This window comes from Phaeobacter gallaeciensis, from assembly GCF_001678945.1.
GTDB lineage: Bacteria > Pseudomonadota > Alphaproteobacteria > Rhodobacterales > Rhodobacteraceae > Phycobacter > Phycobacter gallaeciensis_A.
This window is the reverse complement of record NZ_CP015124.1, coordinates 266,948-292,748: the sequence shown is the minus strand read 5'-3', so window position 1 is coordinate 292,748 and position 25,801 is coordinate 266,948. Positions and strand designations below refer to the sequence as shown.

The window sequence follows — 25,801 nt, the reverse complement described above, 5'->3', positions numbered from 1 at the left end:
TTGTATTTACGCAAGAAAATTACGAGTGGAGGAGAGTTCATGCTGGTTCAATCGATTTTGAAATCCAAGGCAAGCGCCGGGGTGGTAACGATTTCTCCTGAGGCTCCGGTTTCTGACGCGGCCAAGCTGTTGGCGGAGAAAGGCATCGGGACCGTGGTGGTGTCTTCCGACAATGAGACGGCTGAGGGGATCCTGTCCGAGCGCGATATCGTGCGTGAGCTGGGCAAAAGTGGGTCTGGCTGCCTGACCTGCAAAGTCAAGGACTACATGACCAGCAAGCTGGTGACCTGCACCAGCGAATCCAACGTCGAAGATATCCTGCAGCAGATGACCGAGGGCCGGTTCCGCCACATGCCTGTGGTCGAAAGCGGCAAGATGGTCGGGCTGATTTCGCTGGGCGATGTGGTGAAGGCCAAGCTGGCCGAAGTCGCGATGGAAAAGGACGCGCTGGAAGGCATGATCATGGGGCATTAAGCCTCGGCGAAATTTTCTTGCCAGATGACGTGCCGGAACAGGTGTTTCCGTATTTTCCCCCTCTTGTCAGGACAGGCGCAAATATGTTTGCGTGCGCGCGAGTTCTGAGGAGGCAGGAGGGCCCCCAATGCGTATAGGCTTGTACCCCGGCACATTTGATCCGATCACTTTGGGCCATATCGACATCATCCGCCGCGCCAGCGCATTGGTGGACAAACTGGTGATCGGTGTGGCGATCAACCGGGACAAGGGACCGCTTTTCGATCTGGAAGAGCGTGTTGCCATGATCGAGGCCGAATGTGCCTCCCTGTCAGAGGAAACCGGCACCGAGATCGTCGCGCACCCGTTCGAGAACCTGCTGATCCACTGCGCCCGCGATGTTGGCGCGCAGATCATCGTGCGGGGACTGCGGGCGGTTGCGGACTTTGAGTATGAATTCCAGATGGTTGGCATGAACCGGGCCCTGGACAGCTCGATTGAAACGGTCTTTCTGATGGCCGAGGCGCGTCATCAGGCGATTGCCTCGAAACTGGTGAAGGAAATCGCGCGGCTGGATGGCGATGTGTCGAAATTCGTCACGCCCCAGGTCAACGACGAACTTCGTAAGCGGCTTTCGAAATAGGCCGGTCTGAAGTTTCCAGATAGGGCACGGGGCATTGCTTCGCCGCGAAATGACAAAGCCGGGCGCCTCGCCCGGCTTTTTCTACTGGGTCAATGGGTCAAATGCTGTGCAGCGGGCGACGCACGCCTTAGCGCCAGAACGCAACCCAGTCGATCAGTTCGAACAGCTTCTTGCCGAGAAACACCATATGCTCGCTGCCGAACAGCGCCACGTCGATGGCGATGGCGGCTGTCAGGATAATCCCCATGACAATAGCAATTTGATTGGTCATAGCTGTCCGCCAAAAAGAAACGCCCGGTCAGATATGCCTGACCGGGCGCTAAATCTCAAGTCCGTGACGGGGCTTAGCTAAGGCGGCCCATCGCGGTTGCCACGTCAGCCATACGTACCGAGAAGCCCCATTCGTTGTCGTACCAGCACAGGACGCGCACCATGCGGCCTTCGACCACGCGGGTCTGATCCGGTGCAAAGATTGAGCTTTCACTGGAGTGGTTGAAGTCGGTGGAGACCAGCGGCGCGGGCTCATAGCCCAGAACACCGGCCATCGCACCCTTGGCGGCTTCGGCGACCAACGCGTTGATTTCCTCGGCGGTCACTTCCTTGGCAGCGCGGAAGGTCAGGTCCACGGCGGAAACATTCGGCGTGGGCACGCGGATGGCGGAACCGTCCAGGCGGCCTTTGAGGTTGGGAAGAACCTCACCCAGAGCCTTTGCTGCGCCGGTGGAGGTAGGGATCATCGACATGGCTGCCGCGCGGGCGCGGTACAGATCCTTGTGGCGGCGGTCCAGCGTCGGCTGGTCGCCTGTATAGGCGTGGATCGTGGTCATGATGCCGCTTTCGATGCCGACACCTTCGTCCAGAACCTTGGCGATCGGGGCCAGGCAGTTGGTGGTGCAGGAACCGTTCGACACCATGCGGTCCTCGCCGGTCAGCTGGTCGCTGTTGACGCCATAGACAATGGTCTTGTCAACGTTTTTGCCGGGGGCGGAGAGTAGCACCTTGCCTGCGCCGCGCTCCAGGTGCGCCTTGGCTTTTTCACCGTCGTTGAATTTACCGGTGCATTCCAGAACGACATCGCAGCCGTCCCAGTCCAGTTCATTCATGTCGTAGGTCGAGAACATCTGCATGTCGCCGCGGCCAAGGTTCATGGTGCCGTCGCCGATGCTGACTTCGCCGGGGAAACGGCCATGCACGGAGTCGTATTTGATCAGATGCGCTGCGGTTTCCAGTGGACCGGTCGCGTTGACCTTGATCACTTCGATGTCGTCACGGCCCGAGGCTGCGATATGTGACAGGGTGCAGCGGCCGATGCGGCCAAAACCGTTGATCCCGACTTTGATGGTCATTCCTGTGTCTCCTGGCGAGCAAAACTTGCGCCGGATATAGACCCGTTATGTAAATCCCTAAAGAGGCAAAAAGGCCGAAATGACAGCATGTTAGCGCAAAACTAGACCGGTGGCGTTAACGGTTTTCGACCGGTGGCGATAACGATTTGGGCAGGCCGCCATGCGCCGGGAATCCCCGGGCTGTCGTGCCCGGGCTTCGGCTTGCCTGTGCTGGTGGATCGGATAGGGTGCAAATAAAGGCAGGTTTACGAGGGGATGTTCGATGAGCGGTTTGCTGGCGCTGCTGGATGATGTGGCAGGCATTGCCAAGGTGGCGGCTGCCTCGGTCGACGATGTTGCGGCGCAAGCAGCCAAGGCGGGCGCCAAGGCAGCCGGGGCGGTGATCGACGATGCTGCGGTGACTCCGAAATACGTGCATGGCTTTGCCGCCGAACGCGAATTGCCGATCATCTGGAGGATCGCCAAGGGCTCGGTCAAGAACAAGCTGGTGATCCTGTTGCCCATCGGCCTGCTGCTGGCCAATCTGGCGCCTTGGCTAATTTCGCCGCTGTTGATGCTGGGCGGTGCTTACCTTTGTTTTGAAGGCGCCGAGAAGATCTACCATGCCCTTGTGCCCCATGATGAAACCCATGTCTTCCCCGAGGATAAGCCGGGGGATCCGGCGCATCTCGAAGAAGAAAAGGCCGCTGGTGCAATCAAGACCGATTTTATCCTCTCGGCTGAGATCATGACCATCGCCCTTTCGGCCATTCCGGAGGGAACGATCTGGATGGAGGCGGCGACGCTGGCGCTGGTGGGTCTTGGTATTACCGTGGCCGTCTATGGCTCGGTCGCGCTGATCGTGAAGGCCGACGATGTGGGGCTTTTCATGGCGCAGAATGGGCGTCTGGGCCTGACGCAGGCGCTGGGGCGCGGTCTGGTCCACGCTATGCCCGGCTTCATGAAGCTGCTGACCATAGTGGGGACCGCTGCAATGCTCTGGGTGGGCGGCTCCATCGTTATTCACGGGCTGGAGGAGCTTGGCTTTGGCGGGTTGGGGCATCTGATCCACGACTGGGCCTATGCCATTGGTCACGCGGTGCCTGCAGGCTGGAGCGGGGCAGTGGAATGGTCGGCAAAGGCGGCGATGGATGGGGTCTTTGGCGTGGCTCTGGGCATGGTGCTGATCCCTGTGGCGACCAAGGTGATTGCCCCGCTTGTGGCTGCGGTCACGGGCAAATCGCCCGCTGCGCACTGAGACGTTGGAGCCGATGCAAGAGCCGCTGCCTTTGGTTGTCTTTTCCGATCTGGATGGAACCCTGCTGGATCATGACAGCTATTCCTGGCAGGCCGCTGTGTCGGCGCTTGATCGGCTGGCAGAAATGGGCGCGGCTGTGGTTCTGGCCAGCAGTAAGACCGCATCGGAAATAACTGTTTTACAACAGAAAATGGGTCTTTCAAACTGGCCCGCGATCGTTGAAAACGGCGCTGGTTTGCTGGGGCAGAACGACCTGCCGACCTATGGTGATCTGCGCGCGGCGCTGGATCGGGTTCCAGATGACCTGCGCCAGAAGTTCCGGGGGTTTGGCGATATGTCCGTGGCGGAGATTGCAAAGATCACCGGCCTGCCGCAGGCAGATGCTGCCCGTGCTGCCGAGCGGCTGTTTTCCGAACCGGGGATCTGGAGCGGCACCGAGGCGGAGCGGGCGCAGTTTGAAACAGCATTGGCGGATCTCGGTGTTTATGCGCGATATGGCGGGCGGTTCCTGACCCTGTCCTTTGGCGGCACCAAGGCGGACCAGATGGCCGAGGTCCTGTCACGCTATCCTGCCCGGCACACAGTGGCGCTGGGGGATGCGCCAAACGACGTCGAGATGCTGGAAGCCGCAGAATTCGGCGTCATCATCGCCAATCCGCATCGTGCGGCATTGCCGCCCTTGGCCACAGAGCGCACAGGCCGCATAATTCGTACAAAAGAGGCTGGGCCTTCGGGCTGGAACAGGGCCATGATGGACCTGTTGGACCGGCTAGAAACCAAGGCATAGGAACGGACATCCGCATGGTAGATTTTCATCAGAACGGGAATATCACGACGCTGCACAATCTGCGGACCCGATCGCTGGAGGAAATGAACTATGAGTTGGAAACCTTTGCCCAATCACGCAAAATTTCCCTAATCCTGCCCTGTCTCTATTCCGAGCTGGAAACTGAGGCGATGCCCAATATCGTGGCCGAGCTGTCCAAGGTCCGTTACCTACACCGCATCGTGGTGGGGCTGGACCGGGCCGATGAGGCGCAGTTTCGCCATGCCCAGAAGTTCTTCAAGGATCTGAACCAGAACCACGTGGTGATCTGGAACGACAGCCCTCGGATGAAGGCGCTTGGCGCGCGGCTGGAGGCGATGGGTCTAGCCCCGACCGAGCAGGGTAAGGGCAAGAACGTCTGGTCGTCGCTTGGCTATCTGATGAGCTGCGAAGACAGCTCGGTCATGGCAATTCACGACTGCGATATCCTGACCTACACGAACGAGCTTTTGGCGCGGCTGGTTTACCCGGTGGCGAACCCCAACTTTCCCTATCAGGTGGCCAAAGGGTTTTATGCCCGCGTCGGGCAGGACCGGCTGAACGGGCGGGTGACACGCCTTCTGGTCAGCCCGCTGCTGATCGCGCTTAAACGGGTGATCGGGGACCGCGACTACATCGATTACCTGCGCAGCTTCCGCTATCCCTTGTCCGGTGAATTCGCGATGCGCACCAGCATTCTGCCGGATCTGCGGATCCCTTCGGACTGGGGGCTGGAGATTGGAGTGCTCTCCGAGGCCTGGCGCAACCTGGCGCCCAAGGCCGTCTGTCAGGTGGAAATCGCCGATTCCTATGATCACAAGCATCAGGAACTGAGCCCTGAGGATGCCGAGGCCGGGCTGAACCGTATGTCCGTCGATATCTGCAAATCTATCTTCCGCAAACTGGCGGCGGATGGCACGGTCTTTACCACAAATGTCTTCCGCACCCTGAAAGCCACCTATTATCGCAGCGCGCTGGACCTGCTGGAGGCTTATTACGCCGATGCCAAGATGAACGGTCTCAGCATCGACCGGCACAGCGAGGAACGCTCGATCGAGCTCTTTGCCGAGAACATCATGCGGGCCGGGCAGTTCTTTCTCGATAATCCGCATGAGACGCCCTTTATCCCGACATGGAGCCGCGTGCACGCCGCAGACCCGGCCTTCCTGCGGGACATGCATGCCGCAGCGGCGCAGGACACGGCGGAATTTCAGTGATATTACCGTGGTTGCAGGGCGTTAGTTGACGTTTGTAATCCAGCGGCACTGATAGGGCGCGAGGGTGATGGTGCCATCCATCATCGCCAGATGCTCGCCTGTCAGAATGTCGACCCAGGTGTCATCCTCGATCAGGTTCAGATGGTGGGATGGCAGTGCGATTTCATCCTTGCTGACGTTGTGCAAGGCAAACATGGACTGCCCGCGATCCAGGCTCTGCCGCCACAGGGTAAAGACCCGGTCATCCCCCGAATTGAGCGTGAATTGCGTGGCATTGGGATGAAAGGCGGACTGCATCTTGCGCAGTTCCAGCCGCGCGCGCAATTCACGCATCACGCGGGCCTGCAGGCTGGTTTCATCGTCCAGAAGGCCGCGCAGCTCGGTGTAATCCCAGCGGTGCCGATTGATCGCCCGGTTCATGCCCCGTTTCTCCACCGCCTCGTGATCGTTTGGCGTCGCCAGCAGGGAGTGAATATAGAAGGCGGGAATACCCTCCAGCGACATCACGATGGTCTGAGAGCAGATAAACCGTTCAAAATGAAAGGCATCCGGCCCGTCAAAGGTTTCTGTAAGCGCCTCGTAGAATGTGGTGTTCAGCTCATAAGGGGACTCACCACCGCAAGGCAGCGCCCGCATCGACACAAGGCCCCCTGCATGGCGGACCGTTTCGATCATCCGCTCCTGTTCCTCGTGGCTCAGCAATCCTTCGGCGGGGCGCATGCCGATGCCATCGTGGCTAGCGGTAAAGTTGAAATAGGCACAGCCCAGCGGCGCTGGTGGCATCGCCTTTTGCCACTGCACCAGATGGGTGGCATCCCCGGCCATCATCGCATGCAGGATCAGCGGCGGTAGCGGGAAGTTGTAGATCATATGCGCCTCATCACGGGCGCCGAAATAGCTGAGGTTCTCTGCCTTGGGCACGTTGGTTTCGGTGATCAGAACCACTTTTTCCGCGGTGTTGTCGCACAAAAGCCGGATCAGTTTGATGATCTCATGGGTCTGGGGCAGGTGGATCGAGGGGGTGCCGACCTCCTTCCACAGGAAGGCCACTGCGTCGAGCCGGATCATCCGCACGCCATTGTCCAGATGCAGGCGAATGATACGCAGGAATTCCAGCAGAACCTCCGGGTTGCGGAAGTCCAGATCGATCTGGTCGTGCGAGAAGGTGCACCAGACATGGCGCGTGCCGTTGCTTGTTTCGACCTCCTGCAGCAGCGGCGTGGTGCGTGGGCGGACTACGGCGCTCAGATCATCCTCTGGACTGGCCTCGAAAAAGAATTTGTCATAGGGCGCCTGTCCTTGCCGGTAGGCGTTGAACCACGCGCCCTGGCTGGAGACATGGTTGAGCACCAGATCCGACATCAGAGTGAACTCATCTGCGATCCGGTTGATATCGCTCCAATCGCCTAGCTGCGGATTGACGCTGCAGAAATCCGACACCGCAAATCCGTCGTCCGAGGTGTAAGGAAAGAACGGCAGGATATGCACGCTGTTGAGCCAGCCATCACAATAGCGGCGCAGGAAATCATTCAGCAGATCCAGCGGCTTGTGCTGCCCGTCCACGATGGAATTGCCATAGGTGATGACCAGCGCGTCCGCTTCGCTCCACATCCGGTTGCCCGGGGTGCGGGCGCGTTTGCGGCGTTTGAACGGATCCGGCCAGAAGGCCTGGTTGATCTGCGTGGCAAGATTATCCGCGTTGAGACCGGGATAGATCCGCGCGATGCGGCTGCTGATCGCGCGATGTAGGGATCGGGTGGGTTCTGTCATGACAGGCAGTCAAACATGTTGCAGCCTGCAAGGCCAAGCCTATCCAGATTGGCAGGCCCGGAAAACAGGCGCGCTCTGCGCGGGGTGTCCAATTTTTCAGCAGCCCGTGTGCGATGTTTTGCGTGCGTGAAAATCGCCGTCAGGCAAAGTAATCCGGCGCCTTTTTCAGGCCGGGCCATTGGGTCGGGCAATGACCATAAATCACCATCGCATCGCGCGCTGTGGCAAGGTCCAGCAGGCGACGGGCGCTTTGCGTGGCCAGCTGCGGATCAGGTGCGGTATCAAAGCCTTCATCAACCTCGGCCGGGCGGGAAATCGCATCCGAGGTCAAGAGTACATCGCCGCTCTCCGGCAGAGACAGCAGCGCCGCGATTTGTCCCGGTGCATGGCCGGGCGCCATCAGCAGCTCAAAGCCCGGTCCGACCTCGGTATCTTCGGTCAGCGTAAGGTAGCGGCGGTCCGGCCAGTCCAGCGGGCGTTGGTTGCCCCAGTAAAGCGGTTGCGGCAGATCCCGTTCTCGTTTCGAAATCACCATCGGCGCCTGCGGGAAATCAGCGATGCCGCCGATATGGTCGATATGAGTGTGGGTCAGCACGAAGAGGTCAATGTCCTTGGGCTGCACGTCGGCGAGGGCCAGCTGCGCGGCGGGCAGGTGGTGCGGCTGGCAATCAAGCACGTCGCCAAACTCATAAAGCCGATCCTCCTCGCTCGCCTGCGCAGGATCCGTGGCGTATTTGGCGGGAAACCCAGAATCGATCAGCACGTTCTCGCCCGCATCTGTCTGGATCAGATAGCCACAGATGCCGATCTTGCGCCCGTTTGAATGGACCCGAAACAGCCCGAAATCGAGCACATACAGCCGCACAGGGCGGCCGTTCAGCAGGCCGCCCTGTGCGATGGGTTCAACAGTTCCGATTTCCGCCATGGTCGTCAGGCCACCCGGTTGGCTGAGGCCGCCAGCAAGTGGCGCGTATAGTCGTGACTGGAGCGGTCGTTGCGCATGTCGTCGATGCTGAGGATCTCGACGATTTCGCCGTTTTGCATCACCGCGGCCCTGTCACACATATGAGCCACCACCGCCAGATCATGAGAGACCATGATGTAGGTTAGGTGATGTTCCTTGCGCAAGTCACTCAGAAGGTTCAGGATTTCCGCCTGAACCGACACATCCAGCGCCGAGGTCGGCTCATCCAGAAGCAGGATCTGCGGCTCTGGCGCCAGGGCGCGAGCAATCGCCACACGCTGGCGCTGACCACCGGACAGCTGGTGCGGATAGCGAAAGCGGAAGGCCGGGCCAAGACCCACATCCCGCAACAATTGATCCACCCGGTCGTCGATATCCCTGAACCCGTGCAGGTGCAGGGTTTCCGACAGAACCTGATCCACCGATTGGCGCGGATGCAAAGAGGCATAGGGGTCCTGAAACACCATCTGCACGGTCCGATAGAAGGTCCGGTCGCGTTTACGTCCCAGGTCCTGCCCGGCGACATGCATATGTCCTTCCCACTGCGGAGCAAGACCGGTCAGCGCCTTCAGGATGGTTGATTTGCCCGACCCGCTTTCGCCGACAAGGCCGAAACTGGCGCCCTTTTCAACGGTGAAACTGGCGGATTTGACCGCCTGAAACAGGTCGTGGTGATCGCCGAAATAAACGTTCAGGTCCTCAATCTTCAGCGCGATGTCTTTGGAAGGGGTGCTCATGTGCGGGCCTCCACGCTGGGGGCATCGCGCCAGGCGGGATCCCGTTGCAACACGTCCAGCCGCGCGCGGGGCGCATCGAACCGGGGCAGGGAGCCGAGCAGCCCCCGGGTATAGGGGTGCTGCGCCTCGTGCAGCTTGTCAGCTTCGCAGACCTCGACAATGCGCCCGGCATACATGATCAACACCCGGTCGCAGAATTGCGAAACGAGGTTCAGATCGTGGCTGATGAAGATCAGCCCCATGCCGCGGTCCTTCACCAGCTTGTCCATGATTGACAGGACCTGCCCCTGAACCGAGACGTCGAGCGCCGAGGTCGGCTCATCCGCGATCAGGATTTCCGGGTTCGGGATCAGCATCATGGCGATCATGATGCGCTGCCCCATGCCGCCGGACATCTCGTGCGGGTAGGCTTTCATCACCCGTTCGGGATCGCGGATCGACACCGCCTCGAGCATCTCGATGGCCTTCTTGCGCGCCTCGCTGCGCGAGGATTTCGCGTGCAGACGGTGGGCCTCGATGATCTGATCGCCGATCGTCATCACCGGGTTCAGCGAGAACTTGGGGTCCTGCATCACCATCGAGATTTTCTGCCCGCGCACTGCGCGCATCTTGCTTTCGCTCAGATCCATAAGGTTCTGACCATGAAGGGAAATATGGTCGGCCTCGATGATCCCGGGCGGACGGATCAGGCGCAGGATGGCGCGGCCGGTCATGGACTTGCCAGAGCCGCTTTCGCCAACGATGCCAAGCCTTTCCTTGCCCAGCGAGAAGGAGATACCGCGCACCGCTTCGACCACGCCGTTGCGGGTGGGGAATTTCACCCAGAGGTTCTTTACATCCAGAAGCGTGCTCATGAGGCGCTGTCCTTTGGGTCGAGTACATCGCGCAGGCCATCACCCAGAAGGTTGAAGGCAAGCGAGACGGTGAAAATGGCAAGGCCGGGCATGGTGGCAACCCACCAGTGATCCAGAATGAACCGGCGCCCTTCGGAGATCATCGCGCCCCATTCCGGGCTGGGCGGCTGTGCGCCAAGGCCAAGAAAGCCAAGGCCGGCAGCGGCCAGGATGATCCCGGCCATATCCAGTGTCACCCGCACGATCAGCGAAGAAATACACAGCGGCCAGATGTGTTTGATGATGATCCGCAAGGGGCCTGCGCCTTGCAGACGAATGGCGCTGATATAATCCGAGGAGCGGATCGTCAGCGTCTCTGCGCGCGCCATACGTGCATAGGGCGGCCAGGCGGTGAGGCTGATGGCGAGCACGGCGTTTTCGATGCCCGCACCCAGCGCGGCGACAAAGGCCAGCGCCAGAACCAGACGGGGAAAGGCGAGGAAGATATCGGTAATCCGCATCAGGATCACATCGACCCAGCCCCCGGCATAGCCCGACACGGTGCCCACCAGAAGCCCGGCGATGGGCGCGATCAGCGCCACCAGCGCAACGATATAAAGGGTGATCCGGGCGCCCCAGATCAACCGGCTGAGGATATCGCGGCCAAGGGAATCCGTCCCCAGAAGGTGCCCCTCGCTGCCCAGCGGTTGCAGGCGGTTGCCAAGATCCTGAACGAAAGGATCATGCGGGGCGATGAGCGGCGCAAAGATCGCCAGCGCGATCAGGGCTACGATAATGGCAAGGCCCGCCATGGCCATATGGTTGGATTTCAGCGTCAGCCAGCCTTTGTATACGGCGGCCCAGCGGGCCTGCCGACGCGAGGTTGGCGTATCTGACAGAAGCCAGTCGCGCAGCGTTCCGGTTTGACTGCTCATTTGGACCTCGGATCAAAGACTTTGTAGAGAAGGTCGGAAAACACGTTCAGGCAGATGAACACGAGGCCCACCACGACGGTTCCGCCCAGAACGGCGTTCATATCCGCAGACAGCAGCGCGGTGGTGATATAGCTGCCAATCCCCGGCCAGGAGAAGATGATCTCGGTCAGCACCGACCCTTCAAGCAGGTTGGCATAGCTCAGCGCGATCACCGTGATCAGCTGCACCCGGATGTTGCGGAAGGCGTGGTGCCAGACCACGGCCCATTCGCTCATGCCTTTGACGCGGGCGGTGGTGACATATTCTGCCGACAGCTGCTCCAGCATGAAGGAGCGCGTCATGCGGCTGATATAGGCAAGGCTGTAGTAACCCAGGATCGAGGCAGGCAGAACGATATGGGAAAAGGCATCCCAGAAGGCGCCCCAGTCCCCGGCAAGAACAGAATCCAAGAGGATCATGCCAGTGACGACGGGGATCATGTCTTCGTAGAAGATGCCCTGACGCCCGGGTCCGCCGACCCAACCCAGAATGCCGTAGAACAGCAACAGGCCCATCAGGCCGAGCCAGAAGATCGGCATCGAATAGCCCACAAGCGCCACAACCCGGGCGATCTGGTCGATCCAGCTGCCGCGTTTCACCGCGGCCACGACGCCCAGCGGCACGCCCAGAAGGCAGCCAAAGAGAATGCCGATCGTCGCGAGTTCGAAAGTCGCCGGAAAGACGCGGACGATATCATCGGCAACGGGCCGTGCGGTCAACAGCGATGTCCCGAAGTCGCCGCGCAACACATCGGAAACATAGTAGAAAAACTGTACGATCAGGGGCTTATCCAGCCCAAGTTCAATAAAGACGGCATCGTATTGCGCCTCGGTGGCGCGTTCGCCGACCACCGCAAGAACCGGATCGATGGGCATAACGCGACCAATAACAAAGGTCACGAACAATAGCCCTAGCATGGTGATGGAAATGGACAGAAGGGTGACCAGCACGCCCCGCAGCCATGCCGGAAGAGGCAGCCGAGGCTGCCTCTTCACATAGGTGTTCGACGTGGTCATTTACTTGGTCACGGACCAGTAGGACACCGCGGTGATGGCGCCGCCAAGGCTGAGACCTTCGACGTTCTCGGCCACACCGGCTTGCTCCACCTTTTGGAACATCACCGCAAAGGGCGACTTGTCGCGGAACTCGGCCTGGATCTCGTGATACATCTCGGCGCGTTTCTCGGTATCGCCTTCGACCACGGCGGCAGCCGTTTTCTCGGTCAGACCGGCGGTATCCCAGGCGTTACGCCAGGCCAGAAGACCGGTGGCGTTTGCCTCATCCGAATTGTCCGGGTTGTAGGCAAAGGTGCCTGCATTGGTATGGGGGTCGGGATAGTCCGGGCCCCATGCGCCCAGGTAGATGTCCAGCTCGCGCGCGCGGTACTTGCCCAGCACCTGTTTGCCGGTGCCGACTTCGAGGTTCAGCGTGATCCCGGCCTGCGCAAAGGTATTCTGCAGCGATTGGCCGATTTCCAGACGTTCCTGCGCTTCGCGCACGCCCACGGTCAGCTCCATGCCATCGACGCCCGCCTCGGCCAGCAGTTCCTTGGCCTTGTCGAGGTTCATCGAGAAGGGGTTTTCGTTGACCGAACCAAGATAGGTTTTCGGCAGGAAGTTCTGATGCACCACATAGGCGCCCTTCAGGAAGCTGCTTTCCATGCCTTTATAGTCGATCAGGTATTTCAGCGCCTGACGGACTTCGGGCTTGGACAGCTCCGGGTGCTTCTGGTTCATCGAGATATACATCAGACGGCCGCGCATCTCTTCGAGGATTTCAACACCATCCGCGGCGCGTACGCCTTCGACATCCGAGGGGTTCAGGTTGCGGGCCACGTCGATGTCACCGCGTTCCAGCATCAGGCGCTGGGTGGCGCTTTCCTGCACGTGGCGGACGATCACCCGCTTCATCGCCGGTTCACCGCCGTAAAAATCGGGGTTCGCGGTCAGGGTGACGCTTTCCTTCGGTTTCCAGCTGGTCAGGGTGTAGGGGCCGGAGCCGGCAGAGTTGGTCGCCAGCCAGGTGTTGCCCATATCGCCGTCGACCTCGTTGGCCATGACGGTTTTCTCGTCAACGATGGCGCCGATGGTTGCGGTCAGACAGTTCAGCACAAAGGAGGTCGCGTAGCGCTTGTCAGTGGTGATGGAGACGGTGTTGCCGTCCACCTTGATCGTTTCGTCGATATTCTCTGGGGTAAAACCGAACTGGGTGATGATGAAGGACGGGGTCTTGTCCAAGAGGACGACGCGCTTCAGCGAGAAAGCCACGTCTTCGGCGCGGACCGGGTTTCCGGACTGGAATTTCACACCTTCGCGCATGGTGAAGGTGATGGTGCGGCCATCCTCGGAAACGGTCCAGCTTTCGGCCAGATCGGGCTGATATCCTGCATCCAGGTTCTCGGGGTCGAAGTTCACCAGCTTGCCATAGACATTGCGCAGCACATCGGAGCCCGCGAATTCAAAGCTTTGCGCCGGGTCCAGCGTGGTTATGTCGTCGATCCGGTTGGCGATCACCAGCATATTGTCGGGTGTTGCTGCCACGGCGGGCAGGGTGGTCAGACCCAAAGCCAGGCCAAGCGCGGCCGTGCCCATCAGACGTGTCATAATTGTCATTTGTAAACTCCCTGTTTTTATTAGGTTTTTTGTTTTGCCTTGCGGCGGCCCAGTCAGGCGGCGCTGGTGTGGCCCCAAGTCTTGTCGAGGACCCGCATCCAGTTGCCGTGACAGAGTTTCGTTATCAGCTCCGCATCATAGCCCCGCGCCTGCATGGCGCTGCGCAGATGCGGCAGACCGGCGATCGTGCTGATCTTGGCCGGAACAGTGGCGCCGTCGAAGTCAGACCCAAGTCCGACCCGATCTTCGCCCAGCTGTTCCATCAGATAGTCAAGTTGTTTGATCATCTGGTCAATAGGTGTGTTTTCATCCATCTGCCCGTCTTCGCGCAGAAAGGCCACAGCGAAATTGAGGCCCACCATGCCGTCGCTATCGCGGATCGCGTGCAGCTGCCGGTCGGTCAGGTTGCGGCTGTGCGGGCTGATGGCGTGGGCATTGGAATGGGTGGCAACCAGCGGAGCGTCGCTGTGTTTTGCGACGTCCCAGAACCCCGCCTCGTTCAGGTGGGAAAGATCAACAAGGACCCGCAAGTCATTGCATTTCCTGATCAAACGGATTCCGTCTGCCGTCAGTCCCGGCCCGGTGTCCCCGGTTGACGGGTATCGGAACGGCACGCCGTGGCCAAAGATGGTCTCCCGGCTCCACACCGGCCCAAGCGATCGCAGACCAGCGGCATAAAGAACGTCCAGCATGTGGAAATCGGGGTCGATGGCCTCGGCGCCTTCCATATGCATCACGGCGGCCAGCTTGCCTTCTGCCATGGCAGCGCGGATCTCATCGGTGCTGCGGCAGATGGCCAGCGCGCCTTCCCGCTCAAGCTTGATCAGGATGGAGGCCTGCGACAGGGCGACCCGGCTGGCTGCGGGCCAATCGACCATTTCTGGCAGGGGCAGATCATAGGCGGGTTTGTCCATCTCGGTTTCATCCAGAGATGTGTTCTCGTTTGGAACATAGATGGCAAAGAAACCGCCGCCGAAACCGCCCGCCCGGGCCTTTTCCATATCGATCTGGTTTCCGCCACTGCCCAGAAACCCATCAGGACCGGCGGAGACTGCTCCGCTATGAATGCGCAGCAGAAGATCGTTGTGGCCGTCAAAGATGAGGGGGGCAGTCATGAAGGGTCCTTCGGGTCAGAGAATTTAGGTGAATATTGGATTCAATAACCGGCAGCCTTCCGTCACACGTCGCAAATGTCCAGAGGAAAAGCCGACCGCGACGGCTTTGGGTCATCTCTCAGATATCTTTGAGACCGTAATCAGCAAAGGCCTCCATGACCTTGGCCATTTCATCGCCGTTCAAAATATGGGGCTGTCCGAAGGTCAGGCTGGTGACGTAGCCTTTGGCCAGTGTTTCCAGCTCCACCATGCGCCACAGCGCCCGGTTTAACGTGTCCGCGATGACGACCGCACCATGATTGGCCATTAGGCAGGCTGCCCGATTTTTTAGCGATTTCAGAACATTGTCTGACAGGTCTGCAGTGCCGAACAGGGCGTAATCTGCCACCGGAACCATATCACCACCAAAGGCGCCGATCATGTAGTGGCAGGCTGGGATCTCGGTCCGGTTCATCGCCAGCGCGGTGCAATTGACCGGATGCGCGTGGACTACCGCGTGAACGGCAGGCTTGTCGCGCAGGATATCCCGGTGGAACCGCCATTCCGAGGAAGGCTTCATTTGTCCGGGCTCCGGGGCGCCGTCGTCCAGCGGCATGGCAACGATCATCTCCGGCGTCATTCGGGCGTAATCCACGCCCGAAGGGGTGATCAGCATCTGGTCCCCAACCCGCACCGAGATATTGCCCGAGGTGCCCTGATTGATCTGCTGGCGCTCCATCGACAGGCAGGCGTCGATTATGGCCTGCCGCAGCTCGGGCGTGTCGGCGTAGGAACCCGCGCTCATGCCGGATCGCCTGAGGCTGCAAACTCCGGGAATAGCCCGGCAAGTCCCTCGGCGCTGGCATCGCAGACACCGCGTTCGGTGATCAGCCCGGTGACCAGACGGCTGGGGGTCACGTCAAAGGCGGGGTTGCCGACGCCGCTGCCTTTCGGCGTGACCTCAACCGTACCGATCATGCCATCCGGCAGGGCGCCCTGAACATGGCTGACTTCGCGGCCCGCGCGTTCCTCGATCGGGATCTCACGCACGCCGTCGGAAACCGTCCAGTCGATGGTCGGCGAGGGCAGTGCCACGTAGAAGGGCACGTTGTTGTCCCGGGCTGCCAGCGCCTTTAGATAGGTGCCGATTTTGTTGCAGACATCGCCGTTGCGGGTGGTGCGGTCGGTGCCGGTGATCACCATGTCCACCTGTCCGTGCTGCATCAGATGGCCGCCGGCATTGTCGGTGATATAGCTGTGGGAGATACCGTGGCTGCCGAGCTCCCATGCGGTCAGCGCGCCCTGGTTGCGGGGACGGGTTTCATCGACCCAGACATGGATATCCAGACCGGCATCATGGGCCTGATACATCGGGCTGGTGGCGGTGCCCCAATCCACGGTTGCGATCCACCCGGCATTGCAATGGGTCAGCAGACGGACAGGCTCGCCCGCCGGTTTCTTCGCGGCGATCTCTTTAATGATTTCAAGGCCGTGTTGGCCGATCCTGCGGTTGATCTCGACATCCTCGTCGGCAATGTCATGGGCCAGTCGCAGGGCCGCCGCGGCGCGATCTGCCTCTACCAGCGGGCGCAGGGCTTTGCGGCAGCGGTCCAGCGCCCAGCGCAGGTTGATCGCCGTCGGGCGTGTCGCGTTCAGCGCCGCCCATGCGGCGTCCAGATTGCCATCCGAAGGGTCCAGACGCGCAGCCAGCGCCATGCCGTAGGCTGCGGTGGCGCCGATCAGCGGCGCGCCACGCACATGCATGCCGGTGATCGCCTCGCAGTACTCTGCCAGAGTCTCAAGCTGCTCGATCCGGAAATCATAGGGCAGCCAGCGCTGGTCGATGATCTGCAAAGCCTGTGCATTCTCTTCCCACCACAGGGACCGGTACGGGGTTCCGTTAACCTTCACGAGAGCCTCTTTCTGCCGGGACGGCTGGATTGGTGTGTTGGAACTTTTTTCGCGGAAAATACTGACCCTTGCAAGAGCGCGCCTATGGAGCCGCTCAACTGTACCGGAAGTGGAAACCTGACGCAGGAAGAGGTCTTGCATTTCGGTGCGGCATTCTGCCACAGTTATGCGAATCCGGGTGGGTCTGGCTGAGAGCGGGGAAAATCCAACGCAGGGCGTCACATATGCGGGAAGATCGGTTTTTCAACCCTTTCGCCAAACGGCAGAGTTGACAGGCGCCGATGCGCGCCGGAAGCTGAGCTTTATCTATTGCATATGCAGACTTTAGCAAAAGAGTTGGGCGTTCCTGCCTGCTGAGCCAGACTGTTCAGTCTCCGGATTTTGATTGAGAGCTGACAGTCGCACAGAGGTGCAGAGTGTCACCAAGAATGAAAAAGGGAGTATAGAAACGATGAAACACGCAAAACTGTCCATCGGTGCGCTTGTGACCGCGGCCTTCATGGCTCCGGCAGCGCAGGCGCAGGAATTTATCACCATCGGCACCGGCGGTGTGACCGGCGTTTATTACCCGACGGGCGGCGCGATCTGCCGTCTGGTCAACAAGAACCGCAAGGAGCACGGATTCAAATGCGCCGTCGAATCCACCGGCGGTTCGGTCTACAACATCAACACCATCCGCGAAGGTGAGCTGCAGTTCGGCGTTGCCCAGTCCGACTGGCAGTACCATGCCTATAACGGCACCTCCAAATTCGAAGAGCAGGGCGCCTTTGAAGGTCTGCGCGCGGTGTTCTCGGTCCACCCCGAGCCCTTTACCGTTGTGGCGCGCGCCGATGCGGGCATCACCAACTTTGACGATCTGAAAGGCAAGCGGGTCAACATCGGCAACCCCGGTTCCGGTCAGCGCGGCACCATGGAAGTGCTGATGGAAGCCAAAGGCTGGGGCATGGAAGATTTCGCCCTGGCGACCGAGCTGAAGGCGGCCGAACAATCCGCTGCCCTGTGCGACAACCAGATCGACGCGATGGTTTACACCGTGGGTCACCCTTCTGGCTCGATCCAGGAAGCCACCACCGCTTGTGACTCGGTTCTGGTCACCGTGGACGGGGAAGCCGTCGACAAACTGGTTGCCGACAACTCCTTCTATCGTACTGCGACGATCCCGGGCGGCATGTACCGTGGGTCTGACGAAGACACCAAGACATTCGGTGTGGGCGCGACCTTCGTGACCTCGACCGACGTGTCTGAAGACGCGGTCTATGCGGTGGTGAAATCGGTCTTTGAAAACTTCGACGCCTTCAAGAAGCTGCACCCGGCCTTTGCCAACTTGAAGCCGGAAGAGATGATCAAGGACGGCCTGTCGGCGCCGCTGCATGATGGCGCTGCCAAATACTACAAGGAAATGGGCTGGATCGAATAAGATCGGCCAATGACCAACTGGCGGGGCGCATTGGCGCCCCGCTTTGCGCCTGCCGGGCCTCTCATCGGTGATGGCGCCAATCACAATAGCCGGATCCCATATCAGGGCGTCCGCAGGGGAGATTATCCATGACATCCGATGCTCAAGGAAATCGACCGCTTAGCGAGGAAGAACTGCAGGAACTGGTCGCGTCCTCGGACGCCGGTGCGCGCAACCCCATTGGGGCTGTGGGCCTGTCTCTTGCACTTGTCGCCGTAAGCTGGTCGCTGTTTCAGGTCATTCTGGCCTCACCGCTTTCGAACTATCTGCTGCCGGGCGCCGTCAATAACAATTCACGGCTGATCCACCTGGCATTCGCCCTGATGCTGGGGTTCATGGCTTATCCCGCCATGAGCCGGGAAAGCCGCAATTTGGTGGGCTTCTGGCTGGGGCATATCGGAACGCTATTGGGTATCGGCGCCTTTGGCGTGGCGGTGCTGCTTGCGATCGCGCCGGGGCTTTCGGTATCGGCGGCGGTTGTCGTTTCGGCGCTGGTGGCGCTGGTGCTGGTGCTGCCGACCTATCTGAACGGATCGGGCATGGCGACGCGGCTGGAGAGCATGGCCAGCGCGCTTGGCATTTTCGCGGCGGTGGCACTACTGACCTATTGCGCGGTGGCGATCCTTGGGCAGTATCTTTGTGACGGTTGGAGCGGTTCTCTGGCGCTCTTTTCCATCGTGGTCGCGCTGATTGTAGCGGCCGTTATGGTTCTGGCCTACCTGCGGGAATGGGCCAATCCCGAGCCGGGTTTCGTGCCGGTGCAGGACTGGGTTCTTGCCGCTGCGGGCGTTTATGTGGCGGTCTATGGCTTCCTTAACTATCAAAAGATCGTCGACAGCGGCGGTCTGGCCGATGATGTCGACAAATTCTTTGCGCTGGCTGGGTTGATCATCCTGTTCGAAGCCGCGCGTCGCGCCCTGGGGCCCGCGATGGCGATCATCGCCACGATCTTCCTCGCCTATGTGTTCTTTGGCTCCTCTGACGTGGTGCCCGAAGTGATCCGCTGGAAAGGCGCCAGCCTGAAAAAGGCGATGAGCCATATGTGGATCACCTCCGAAGGTGTCTTTGGCATCGCACTTGGCGTTTCCACCAAATTCGTCTTTCTCTTCGTGCTGTTCGGGGCGCTGCTGGATAAGGCGGGCGCCGGGAATTACTTTATCAAAATGGCCTTTGGCGCCCTTGGCCACCTGCGCGGTGGCCCGGCTAAGGCGGCTGTTGTCGGCTCGGCAGCGACAGGCCTGATCTCAGGCTCTTCCATCGCCAACGTTGTGACCACGGGCACCTTCACCATCCCCTTGATGAAAAGGGTGGGCTTTACCAATGAACAGGCCGGCTCGGTCGAGGTCGCCTCATCGGTCAACGGTCAGATCATGCCGCCGGTGATGGGGGCTGCGGCCTTCCTGATGGTGGAATACGTAGGCATTTCCTACGTCGAGGTCATCACCCATGCCTTCTTGCCTGCCGCGATTTCCTATGTGGCGCTGGTCTATATCGTGCATCTGGAGGCGGTAAAGCGGAACATGCCGACGCTGGGCAACCGCGTCGTCTCCATGGGCCGCACAATCGGCGGTATGGCGGCGTTTTTCGCGGGCTTCGCGGCGCTGTGTTACGGCGTGCAATATCCCGTCGGTTGGGTGATTTCGCTGATGCCCGAAGCCTCTGGCACAGTCTTGTCGCTGCTGGTGGTTGCGGCCTATGTGGCGCTGCTGAAACTCGCCGCCGGGGTCGAGGATCTGGTGCCGGACGATCCCAATGCCGAGGATGTGGAGCTGCCGGATGTGGGCAAGATCTATAAGGCGGGGCTGCATTATCTGCTGCCGATCATCGTGCTGGTCTATTTCCTGATGATCGAACAGAAATCGCCCGGCCTGTCGGCCTTCTGGGCGACGGCGCTGCTGTTTGTGATCCTGCTGACGCAGAAACCGCTCAAGGCCCTGTTCCGGGGACAGTCCAACCTTGCCTTCAACTTCATGGATGGGGCGAGCGATCTGTGGCACGGCATGATCGACGGTGCCCGCAATATGATCGGCATCGCCCTGGCAACCGCCACGGCGGGTGTGATCGTGGGCACCGTGACGCTGACGGGCGTGGGGCAGGTGATGTCCGAACTGGTGGAGTTCCTGTCTGGTGGAAACCTGATCCTTATGCTGATCATGGTCGGCCTTCTGTCGCTGGTTCTTGGCATGGGGCTGCCGACCACGGCGAACTATATCGTCGTGAGCTCGCTGATGGCCGGTGTTGTGGTTGAGCTTGGCGCGCAATCGGGGCTGATCGTGCCGCTGATCGCGGTGCATCTTTTCGTCTTCTACTTCGGTATTATGGCCGATGTGACACCGCCTGTGGGCCTTGCCAGCTTTGCTGCGGCGGCTGTCTCCGGCGGCGATGCGATCCGCACTGGTTTCGTTGCCTTCTTCTACTCTCTGCGCACCGTGGCGCTGCCCTTTGTGTTCATCTTCAATACCGATCTGCTGTTGATTGATGTGACATGGGCTCAAGGCATATTGGTGGCCATATCGGCGACCATCGCGATCCTGGTCTTTACCGCCGGGACGATGGGGTATTTCCTGACCCGCAGCCGCATCTACGAAAGCGTGCTTCTGGTTCTTGTGGCCTTTGCCCTGTTCCGTCCGGATTTCTTCATGAACCGGATCATGCCCCCCTTTGCCGAGGCGGCCCCGAGCGAACTGGTCGAGGTGCTGTCGGCATCCGAAGCGGGGCAGGAGCTGCGTCTGCGCATCGAAGGTCCCGATTTCGACACTGGCGGCGCGGCTTCCACAACGCTGGTGATCCCCTCGGATGGCTCCGGGGACGGTCTGGCCATGGCCGAGGCGATCGGTCTGGTGCTGCTGCCCGAGGACGGGTTGATGAAGCTCGACGCGCCCGGTTTCGGCACCCCGGCGGAAGAGGTCCTTGGCAGCTTTGATTTCTATGGCGATGACCCGGTTCAGGTTACCGAGATCAAGGCGCCGCAGGATCAACTGCCCAAGGAGCTGATCTTTATCCCCGCATTGCTGCTGCTGGCATTGGTGGCCATGATGCAGCGCGGTCGCGCCAGCAAGGAAGGAGTACCGGCATGAGCAAATCCGTTCTATGTGCGCTTGAACTGAGCGATGCGGCGCTGGACCGCAAGGTGCTGGAACAGGCGGCGCGGCTTGCTGCGCTGGATGAGGCTCAGCTGGATGTGGTGAACGTCCTGCCGGATTTCGGCGAAAGCTGGGTTTCCGGCTTCTTCGAAGAGCACCACCACGACAAGGCGGTCAAGGACACCACCGCGCATCTGCGGGACCTCTGCGAAGAGGTTCTGGGCGCGGAGCGGAACGCAAAGGTGCGCCATGTGGTGGCCACCGGCACCGCCTATCAGGAAATCCTGCAAGTGGCGGCAAAGGCGGGAACCGATCTGATCGTGATCGGCGCGCATAAGCCCGACCTCAAGGATTACCTGCTTGGCCCCAACGCCGCGCGTGTGATCCGGCACAGCGATTGCTCGGTCTACGTGGTTCGGTAGATCCGCGGTTTAAAGCTGAGTACGACAGATCAGAGGCGCCCGCTTGTGGCGCCTCTTTTCATGCCCGACAGCTACTCACCAGGCTCATAACCGGTCATCTCCAGATACCCGCGACCGTTGTGGCTGCCGCTGACCCGAACAGGCCCCTCCCAATAGGGAAAGGCGGTGCCCATCCAGCTTTGCGGGTTCAGCGCCTCCACGGTTACTGACAGCTCCTGTTCGGGCAGCGATACCTGCCAGCGAGTGGGAACGGAGCGGCCCGCGACGCTGCTGTAGTCCAGCGGCTGCGCTGAGAAGGCGCCATCGGGCAGGGCGCGGGCGCTGCCATCGGCCGCAATCCAGGTGCCGGACGTGTAATCAGCGTCCACGCCGCGCAGCACGAACCCCATCAGTTTTTCACCGTTGTCGAAGGACAGCGAGAACCAGTCCCAACCGGTCTGATCCTCATCAAGCGGCTGACTGGACCATTCCCGGTCGAGCCAACCGTGGCCGGTGACGGCAACAGGGCCCGAGGGCAGCATCAACTGCCCCTCGATCCGGTAGCCGGGCTGGGAGTAGTAATAGCTCGCCTGTCCGCTGGCGGATTTGACCGAGTATCCATCCGCGCCATGCAGGACCAGCGGCGTGTCGGCCGAGAGCTGTAGATCATAGGAAAACTCCATTCCGCTGGCGCGGAGGCTCAACTGGTCGATGCCGACGCCGGTCCCTCGCATATGCCAATCGTCGATCCAGGCGTTGAACGGATCTGCAGTGACCCCGGCCTGTCCGATACCGCCGCGCGCCAGACGTTCGGCAAAGTAATGCTGCCGTTCGGTGGTGAGGCCAGCATGCCCCATCCAGATCTGCGGGCTGTCCCAGCCCGGTTGCCTTCCGGGGGCCAGCGCAGAGCGGAATAGGGTCCACTGAATACCATAATCTTGTCCATCCGCGCCTTGAAGGTTGGCGGTCAAGTACCACCATTCAATGCGAAAATCTGGGTGCGGGCCATGGTCGCGCGGAAAGCTGAGCACGGTGCCAGGTTCGGGGATGGCAAATCCTTCAGCCTCGGTGCCCAGGCCCGCGAAACCCTGCGCCCGCAGCAACATGGGCGCAAGGGTCAGGCCGAGCGTCAGGAGAACAGCAGCAAGGATCGCCAGCAGCTTATCGTTCATTGGCAAAGACCTTCAACAGGTGGGACGGTGACAGGCGGCTCAGCTTGCGGGCGGGGATCAGGGCAGCCAGGGCGGCGGCCAGCAACGCCAGCAGGAACAGGCGCAGCCAGTCGAGTGGGAACAGATACATCGGCAATTGCCAGCCAAAGGCCGCGACATTGATCACATCCAGCAGCGCCCAGGCCAGCGTCAGCCCCAGGGGTAGCGCCAGACAGGCAGTCAGGCCCGCCAGCAGCAGGCTGCGCAAGATGTCGATCCGGGCCAGCCGTGCGCGCGTCACCCCCATGGCCCAGACCGGTGCCAGTTGCGGCAGCCGCTGCCCCCAGAGGGTTAGAAGGCTGGTCAGCATGGCAAAGCTAGCGACCCCCAGCGTCAGCAGGTTGAGCGCCTCTGTGACGACGAAAGTCCGGTCAAAGATCGCCAATGACCGTGCCTTGATCGTGGCTTGGTCTCTTATGCTTTCCGGTTTGATATCAAACCTCTGCCGGACAGAGCTGATAAAATCCGCGCTGCGTTCCGGGGGGATGCGGACGCCAAATTGCCGGTTCGGGATGTCGGGCGCGCGGTGCAGCAGATCCGGCAGGGCGACGATGGCCTGGCCGTTTGGATTGCCGTAATCGGAATAGATCCCGGCGATTGGCGCGCTCCAGTCCGGCGCAAGGGTAAGCGTGTCGCCGGGCGCATACTCGTGGCGCCGGGCAAGCTGTTCGTTGATCAGAATGCCCTGACCCTCGGTCACCTGTTTCCAGACGCCGGGCAGCGCCCGCAGGATCGGCCAGTTGTCCCGGTAAGTCGGATCGTCGACAACGCCATAGATCCGCAGCGGTGCCTCTCGGTGCCGGATCTCGTGCCAGCGGATCGGCAGCGGTCGGACATCGGGCTGTGTTTCAGCCCATGCCGCAAAATCAGTGCCCTGCTGGTCGCTGTTCAGCGTGATATAGAACTCTGCCGCCAGCCGCTGATCCAGCCAGCCTGTAAAGGTGAGCCGAAAGCTGGAAGTCATTGTTCCAACGCCGATATTTGTCGCCAACGCCAGCAGGAGCGCCATCAGCGCCAACGACAGGCCGGGCAGTTGCGCGCGGCTGTCGGCCCAGACCCATTCGGCGAGCGGACCCCGTGCGCTGCGGGCCCCAAGGCGCAGCAGCAGCGACAGCGCCTGCGGCAGCAGCAGCGCCGCGCCCAGCATCAGCCCGCCCAGAAAGGCAAAGCCTGCCACGAGCCCGTCGAACAGCCACAGCGTGGCGCATCCTCCGGCGATCAGTAGGACGCCAGAAACAGCGGTCAGCCGGAAGGACCGGGCGGTCTGCTGTCCCCGGGCGGAGGTCGCCGGAGCCGCCAGCACCGGCATGGTCCAGAGGCTGAACAGCGCCCGCGCGCCTGCCAGTGCGGTGCCCACGAGGGCCATGCCAAGGCCAGAGAGCACCCATACCGGGCGCAGGGTCAGGCTGCCTTCGACCGAGGCACCGTACAGTCCGGACAGCGTCGCGCTGACATCTGGCAGCAGCGCTGCCGCAACGCCATAACCTATGATAAGGCCAAGGCCACCAGCGCCCAGTGCAATGAGCGCCAGCTCTGCCACAAGTAGACCAGCAAGGGTGCGCAGCGGCACCCCGAGGCTGCGCAGGGTGCGGAACAGACCGCGGCGATGCTCCAGCCCCAGCCCAATGCTGCCCTGCACGATGAACAGCCCGACGGCGAAAGACAACAGACCAAAGGCAGTGAGGTTGAGGTGAAAACTGTCTGTGAGCCGGGCCGTAGCTGAACCTGCCGTCTGTGCGCTGATCCGGGTGAGCGCTGGCGCCAGTTGCACTAGCGGCGGCAGGTCACTGGATTGTTCTGGAAGGATCACCAGCCAATCTAGGGTATCCGGACGCTGGAGAAGTCGGCTCGCCACGCTGATATCGGCAATCGCTGTGCCTCGGGGCACCTCGGGGGACGCTACAATGCGCGGCGTACGCTCGACCGGTGGAAGAGACGCGGCGGTCTCCGGGTGCAGGAACAACTGGCCGGGGGGCAGCAGCGACAGTGAGATATCGGATGCCTCATCCTCTTCGCCTGTTTCTCCGGACAACAGTGCGACAGGCGGCGGGTTCAGGAGATCAATCCCCATAAGATCAATGGATTGCGTGCCCAGCTTGATGCGCCCCTCCAGAACCGGAGCCAGCCGCCAACCGGCGCGGCGGAGGGCCACATAGGTATCAAGCGGGATCACGCCATCACCGGCCACCAGCTGATCGGCCTGCGCTTGTCCCAGTTGGCTGGCGGCGCGGGCATAGCTGGCGCGGGCCTCGGCGTTGATGGCCTGCACTGCGGACCAGAGCCCCGTGGAGAGCGCCAGCCCGGCGACGATGGCGAGCAGTTGGAAGGGATGGCGCCGCCAATGGGACAGCAACGTCTGAAAGGCGGCAGTGATCATGCGATCTGGCCCTGTTTCAGATGCAGCCGCCGGTCCAGCTGGTTGGCGATACTGTCCGAATGGGTCACGAGAAACAGCGCCGCGCCACTGTCGCGCAACAGCTCCAGCATCAGGCCCATCACCGCCTCGCTCGCGGTTTCATCAAGGTTTCCGGTCGGCTCATCCGCCAGTAGCAGCGCCGGGCGCAGGGCCATGGCGCGGCCGATGGCGACCCGTTGCTGTTGTCCGCCGGATAGCTGGTCAGGATAGCGGTCCAGTAAGTTCGATAGGCCTAGCCGGTCGATCAAGCGATCTTCCCAAGCGCGGTCCCGGCGGCGGCCCAGCCGTGCGTGCAGGCTGAGGTTGCTACCAACGCTGAGGGATGGGATCAGGTTGAATTGCTGGAAAACAATGGAGACCGCCTGCTGGCGCAGGGCGGCGCGCCCGGCCTCGTTCAGCCCGGACAGGGGCGCGCCCTCGATTGTGATCTCTCCGCTGTCGAAACTGTCCAGAGCCGCAGCCAGATGGAGCAGGGTGCTTTTCCCCGATCCGCTGTCCCCGGTCAGGGCCAGGCTGGATCCGGCCTCAAGGGTCAGCGAGACCCCCTGCAATACGGACGTCACACCTTGGCCTGAGGTATAACTCTTGCTCACGTCGGTAATCTTGAGAACCATAGTGGTTTGTCATCCTGTCGGCGC

At 60.9% G+C, this 25,801-nt stretch carries 23 protein-coding genes; 8 read left to right on the top strand and 15 right to left on the bottom strand.

The window, feature by feature from the left end:
- The first annotated feature begins 39 nt into the window (after nucleotides 1–39).
- Both JL2886_RS01335 and coaD read left to right on the top strand, forming a co-directional pair.
- Nucleotides 40–474: a CBS domain-containing protein gene (locus JL2886_RS01335; RefSeq protein ID WP_065270371.1), complete on the top strand. Its 435-nt coding sequence runs from the start codon at nucleotides 40–42 to the stop codon at nucleotides 472–474.
- A 127-nt stretch (nucleotides 475–601) separates the two neighbouring features.
- Nucleotides 602–1,096 (top strand): pantetheine-phosphate adenylyltransferase, encoded by a 495-nt coding sequence (gene coaD / locus JL2886_RS01330; protein WP_065270370.1) that lies wholly within the window; start codon nucleotides 602–604, stop codon nucleotides 1,094–1,096.
- Between the two features lie 127 nt (nucleotides 1,097–1,223).
- Here the strand turns inward: coaD and JL2886_RS19540 are convergent, their stop codons facing one another.
- Nucleotides 1,224–1,367 (bottom strand): hypothetical protein, encoded by a 144-nt coding sequence (locus JL2886_RS19540; protein WP_165832660.1) that lies wholly within the window; start codon nucleotides 1,365–1,367, stop codon nucleotides 1,224–1,226.
- Nucleotides 1,368–1,440: 73 nt separating this feature from the next.
- Nucleotides 1,441–2,442: a type I glyceraldehyde-3-phosphate dehydrogenase gene (gap, locus tag JL2886_RS01325; protein ID WP_065270369.1), complete on the bottom strand. Its 1,002-nt coding sequence runs from the start codon at nucleotides 2,440–2,442 to the stop codon at nucleotides 1,441–1,443.
- A gap of 262 nt (nucleotides 2,443–2,704) precedes the next feature.
- Between gap and JL2886_RS01320 the strand changes: the two genes are divergently transcribed.
- The 3 genes from JL2886_RS01320 to JL2886_RS01310 are packed head-to-tail and all read left to right on the top strand — an operon-like array spanning nucleotide 2,705 to nucleotide 5,701.
- Entirely contained in the window at nucleotides 2,705–3,679 is a 975-nt protein-coding gene (locus JL2886_RS01320; protein ID WP_065270368.1) for a DUF808 domain-containing protein, read from the top strand.
- A gap of 13 nt (nucleotides 3,680–3,692) precedes the next feature.
- A complete protein-coding gene (locus tag JL2886_RS01315) occupies nucleotides 3,693–4,466 on the top strand; it encodes an HAD-IIB family hydrolase (protein ID WP_065270367.1) in 774 nt (257 codons plus the stop codon).
- Nucleotides 4,467–4,480: 14 nt separating this feature from the next.
- The gene (locus JL2886_RS01310) at nucleotides 4,481–5,701 is read left to right on the top strand and encodes a glycosyl transferase (RefSeq protein ID WP_065270366.1); all 1,221 of its coding nucleotides are present in this window, start codon (nucleotides 4,481–4,483) and stop codon (nucleotides 5,699–5,701) included.
- Nucleotides 5,702–5,722: 21 nt separating this feature from the next.
- Here the strand turns inward: JL2886_RS01310 and JL2886_RS01305 are convergent, their stop codons facing one another.
- The 10 genes from JL2886_RS01305 to mtnA all read right to left on the bottom strand — a co-directional run bounded on the left by JL2886_RS01305 (nucleotide 5,723) and on the right by mtnA (nucleotide 16,596).
- A complete protein-coding gene (locus JL2886_RS01305) occupies nucleotides 5,723–7,471 on the bottom strand; it encodes a sugar phosphorylase (protein ID WP_065270365.1) in 1,749 nt (582 codons plus the stop codon).
- A 139-nt stretch (nucleotides 7,472–7,610) separates the two neighbouring features.
- Nucleotides 7,611–8,396, bottom strand: coding sequence for an N-acyl homoserine lactonase family protein (locus tag JL2886_RS01300; RefSeq protein WP_065270364.1), 786 nt, complete (start codon nucleotides 8,394–8,396; stop codon nucleotides 7,611–7,613).
- A gap of 5 nt (nucleotides 8,397–8,401) precedes the next feature.
- A complete protein-coding gene (locus JL2886_RS01295; RefSeq protein WP_065270363.1) occupies nucleotides 8,402–9,172 on the bottom strand; it encodes an ABC transporter ATP-binding protein in 771 nt (256 codons plus the stop codon).
- Nucleotides 9,169–10,026 carry an ABC transporter ATP-binding protein gene (locus tag JL2886_RS01290; protein ID WP_065270362.1) on the bottom strand — a complete coding sequence of 286 codons (858 nt, stop codon included), beginning with the start codon at nucleotides 10,024–10,026 and terminating at the stop codon, nucleotides 9,169–9,171. Before JL2886_RS01290 ends, JL2886_RS01295 begins: the two co-directional genes overlap by 4 nt.
- Nucleotides 10,023–10,940: an ABC transporter permease gene (locus JL2886_RS01285; RefSeq protein WP_065270361.1), complete on the bottom strand. Its 918-nt coding sequence runs from the start codon at nucleotides 10,938–10,940 to the stop codon at nucleotides 10,023–10,025. The genes JL2886_RS01290 and JL2886_RS01285 overlap by 4 nt, the downstream gene beginning before the upstream one ends.
- Complete coding sequence (locus JL2886_RS01280; protein WP_065270360.1) at nucleotides 10,937–11,995, bottom strand: ABC transporter permease; 1,059 nt, start codon at nucleotides 11,993–11,995, stop codon at nucleotides 10,937–10,939. Before JL2886_RS01280 ends, JL2886_RS01285 begins: the two co-directional genes overlap by 4 nt.
- The gene (locus JL2886_RS01275) at nucleotides 11,996–13,591 is read right to left on the bottom strand and encodes an ABC transporter substrate-binding protein (RefSeq protein WP_065270359.1); all 1,596 of its coding nucleotides are present in this window, start codon (nucleotides 13,589–13,591) and stop codon (nucleotides 11,996–11,998) included.
- A gap of 53 nt (nucleotides 13,592–13,644) precedes the next feature.
- Nucleotides 13,645–14,706 carry a dipeptidase gene (locus JL2886_RS01270; RefSeq protein WP_065270358.1) on the bottom strand — a complete coding sequence of 354 codons (1,062 nt, stop codon included), beginning with the start codon at nucleotides 14,704–14,706 and terminating at the stop codon, nucleotides 13,645–13,647.
- Between the two features lie 118 nt (nucleotides 14,707–14,824).
- Nucleotides 14,825–15,490: a class II aldolase/adducin family protein gene (locus JL2886_RS01265; protein ID WP_065270357.1), complete on the bottom strand. Its 666-nt coding sequence runs from the start codon at nucleotides 15,488–15,490 to the stop codon at nucleotides 14,825–14,827.
- On the bottom strand, nucleotides 15,487–16,596 hold the full coding sequence (gene mtnA / locus JL2886_RS01260) for an S-methyl-5-thioribose-1-phosphate isomerase (protein ID WP_065270356.1): 1,110 nt from the start codon (nucleotides 16,594–16,596) through the stop codon (nucleotides 15,487–15,489). Before mtnA ends, JL2886_RS01265 begins: the two co-directional genes overlap by 4 nt.
- 451 nt (nucleotides 16,597–17,047) lie before the next feature.
- Between mtnA and JL2886_RS01255 the strand changes: the two genes are divergently transcribed.
- The 3 genes from JL2886_RS01255 to JL2886_RS01245 all read left to right on the top strand — a co-directional run bounded on the left by JL2886_RS01255 (nucleotide 17,048) and on the right by JL2886_RS01245 (nucleotide 21,557).
- The gene (locus tag JL2886_RS01255) at nucleotides 17,048–18,013 is read left to right on the top strand and encodes a TAXI family TRAP transporter solute-binding subunit (protein WP_065270355.1); all 966 of its coding nucleotides are present in this window, start codon (nucleotides 17,048–17,050) and stop codon (nucleotides 18,011–18,013) included.
- A gap of 128 nt (nucleotides 18,014–18,141) precedes the next feature.
- Nucleotides 18,142–21,129 carry a TRAP transporter permease gene (locus JL2886_RS01250; protein WP_065270354.1) on the top strand — a complete coding sequence of 996 codons (2,988 nt, stop codon included), beginning with the start codon at nucleotides 18,142–18,144 and terminating at the stop codon, nucleotides 21,127–21,129.
- A complete protein-coding gene (locus JL2886_RS01245; protein WP_065270353.1) occupies nucleotides 21,126–21,557 on the top strand; it encodes a universal stress protein in 432 nt (143 codons plus the stop codon). Before JL2886_RS01250 ends, JL2886_RS01245 begins: the two co-directional genes overlap by 4 nt.
- A gap of 71 nt (nucleotides 21,558–21,628) precedes the next feature.
- On the opposite strand, the gene JL2886_RS01240 is transcribed toward JL2886_RS01245, so the two are convergent.
- The 3 genes from JL2886_RS01240 to JL2886_RS01230 are packed head-to-tail and all read right to left on the bottom strand — an operon-like array spanning nucleotide 21,629 to nucleotide 25,777.
- Nucleotides 21,629–22,708 (bottom strand): lipocalin-like domain-containing protein, encoded by a 1,080-nt coding sequence (locus tag JL2886_RS01240; RefSeq protein WP_065270352.1) that lies wholly within the window; start codon nucleotides 22,706–22,708, stop codon nucleotides 21,629–21,631.
- A complete protein-coding gene (locus JL2886_RS01235) occupies nucleotides 22,698–25,124 on the bottom strand; it encodes an ABC transporter permease (protein ID WP_065270351.1) in 2,427 nt (808 codons plus the stop codon). The genes JL2886_RS01240 and JL2886_RS01235 overlap by 11 nt, the downstream gene beginning before the upstream one ends.
- Nucleotides 25,121–25,777: an ABC transporter ATP-binding protein gene (locus JL2886_RS01230; RefSeq protein ID WP_065270350.1), complete on the bottom strand. Its 657-nt coding sequence runs from the start codon at nucleotides 25,775–25,777 to the stop codon at nucleotides 25,121–25,123. Before JL2886_RS01230 ends, JL2886_RS01235 begins: the two co-directional genes overlap by 4 nt.
- Nucleotides 25,778–25,801: the final 24 nt, after the last annotated feature.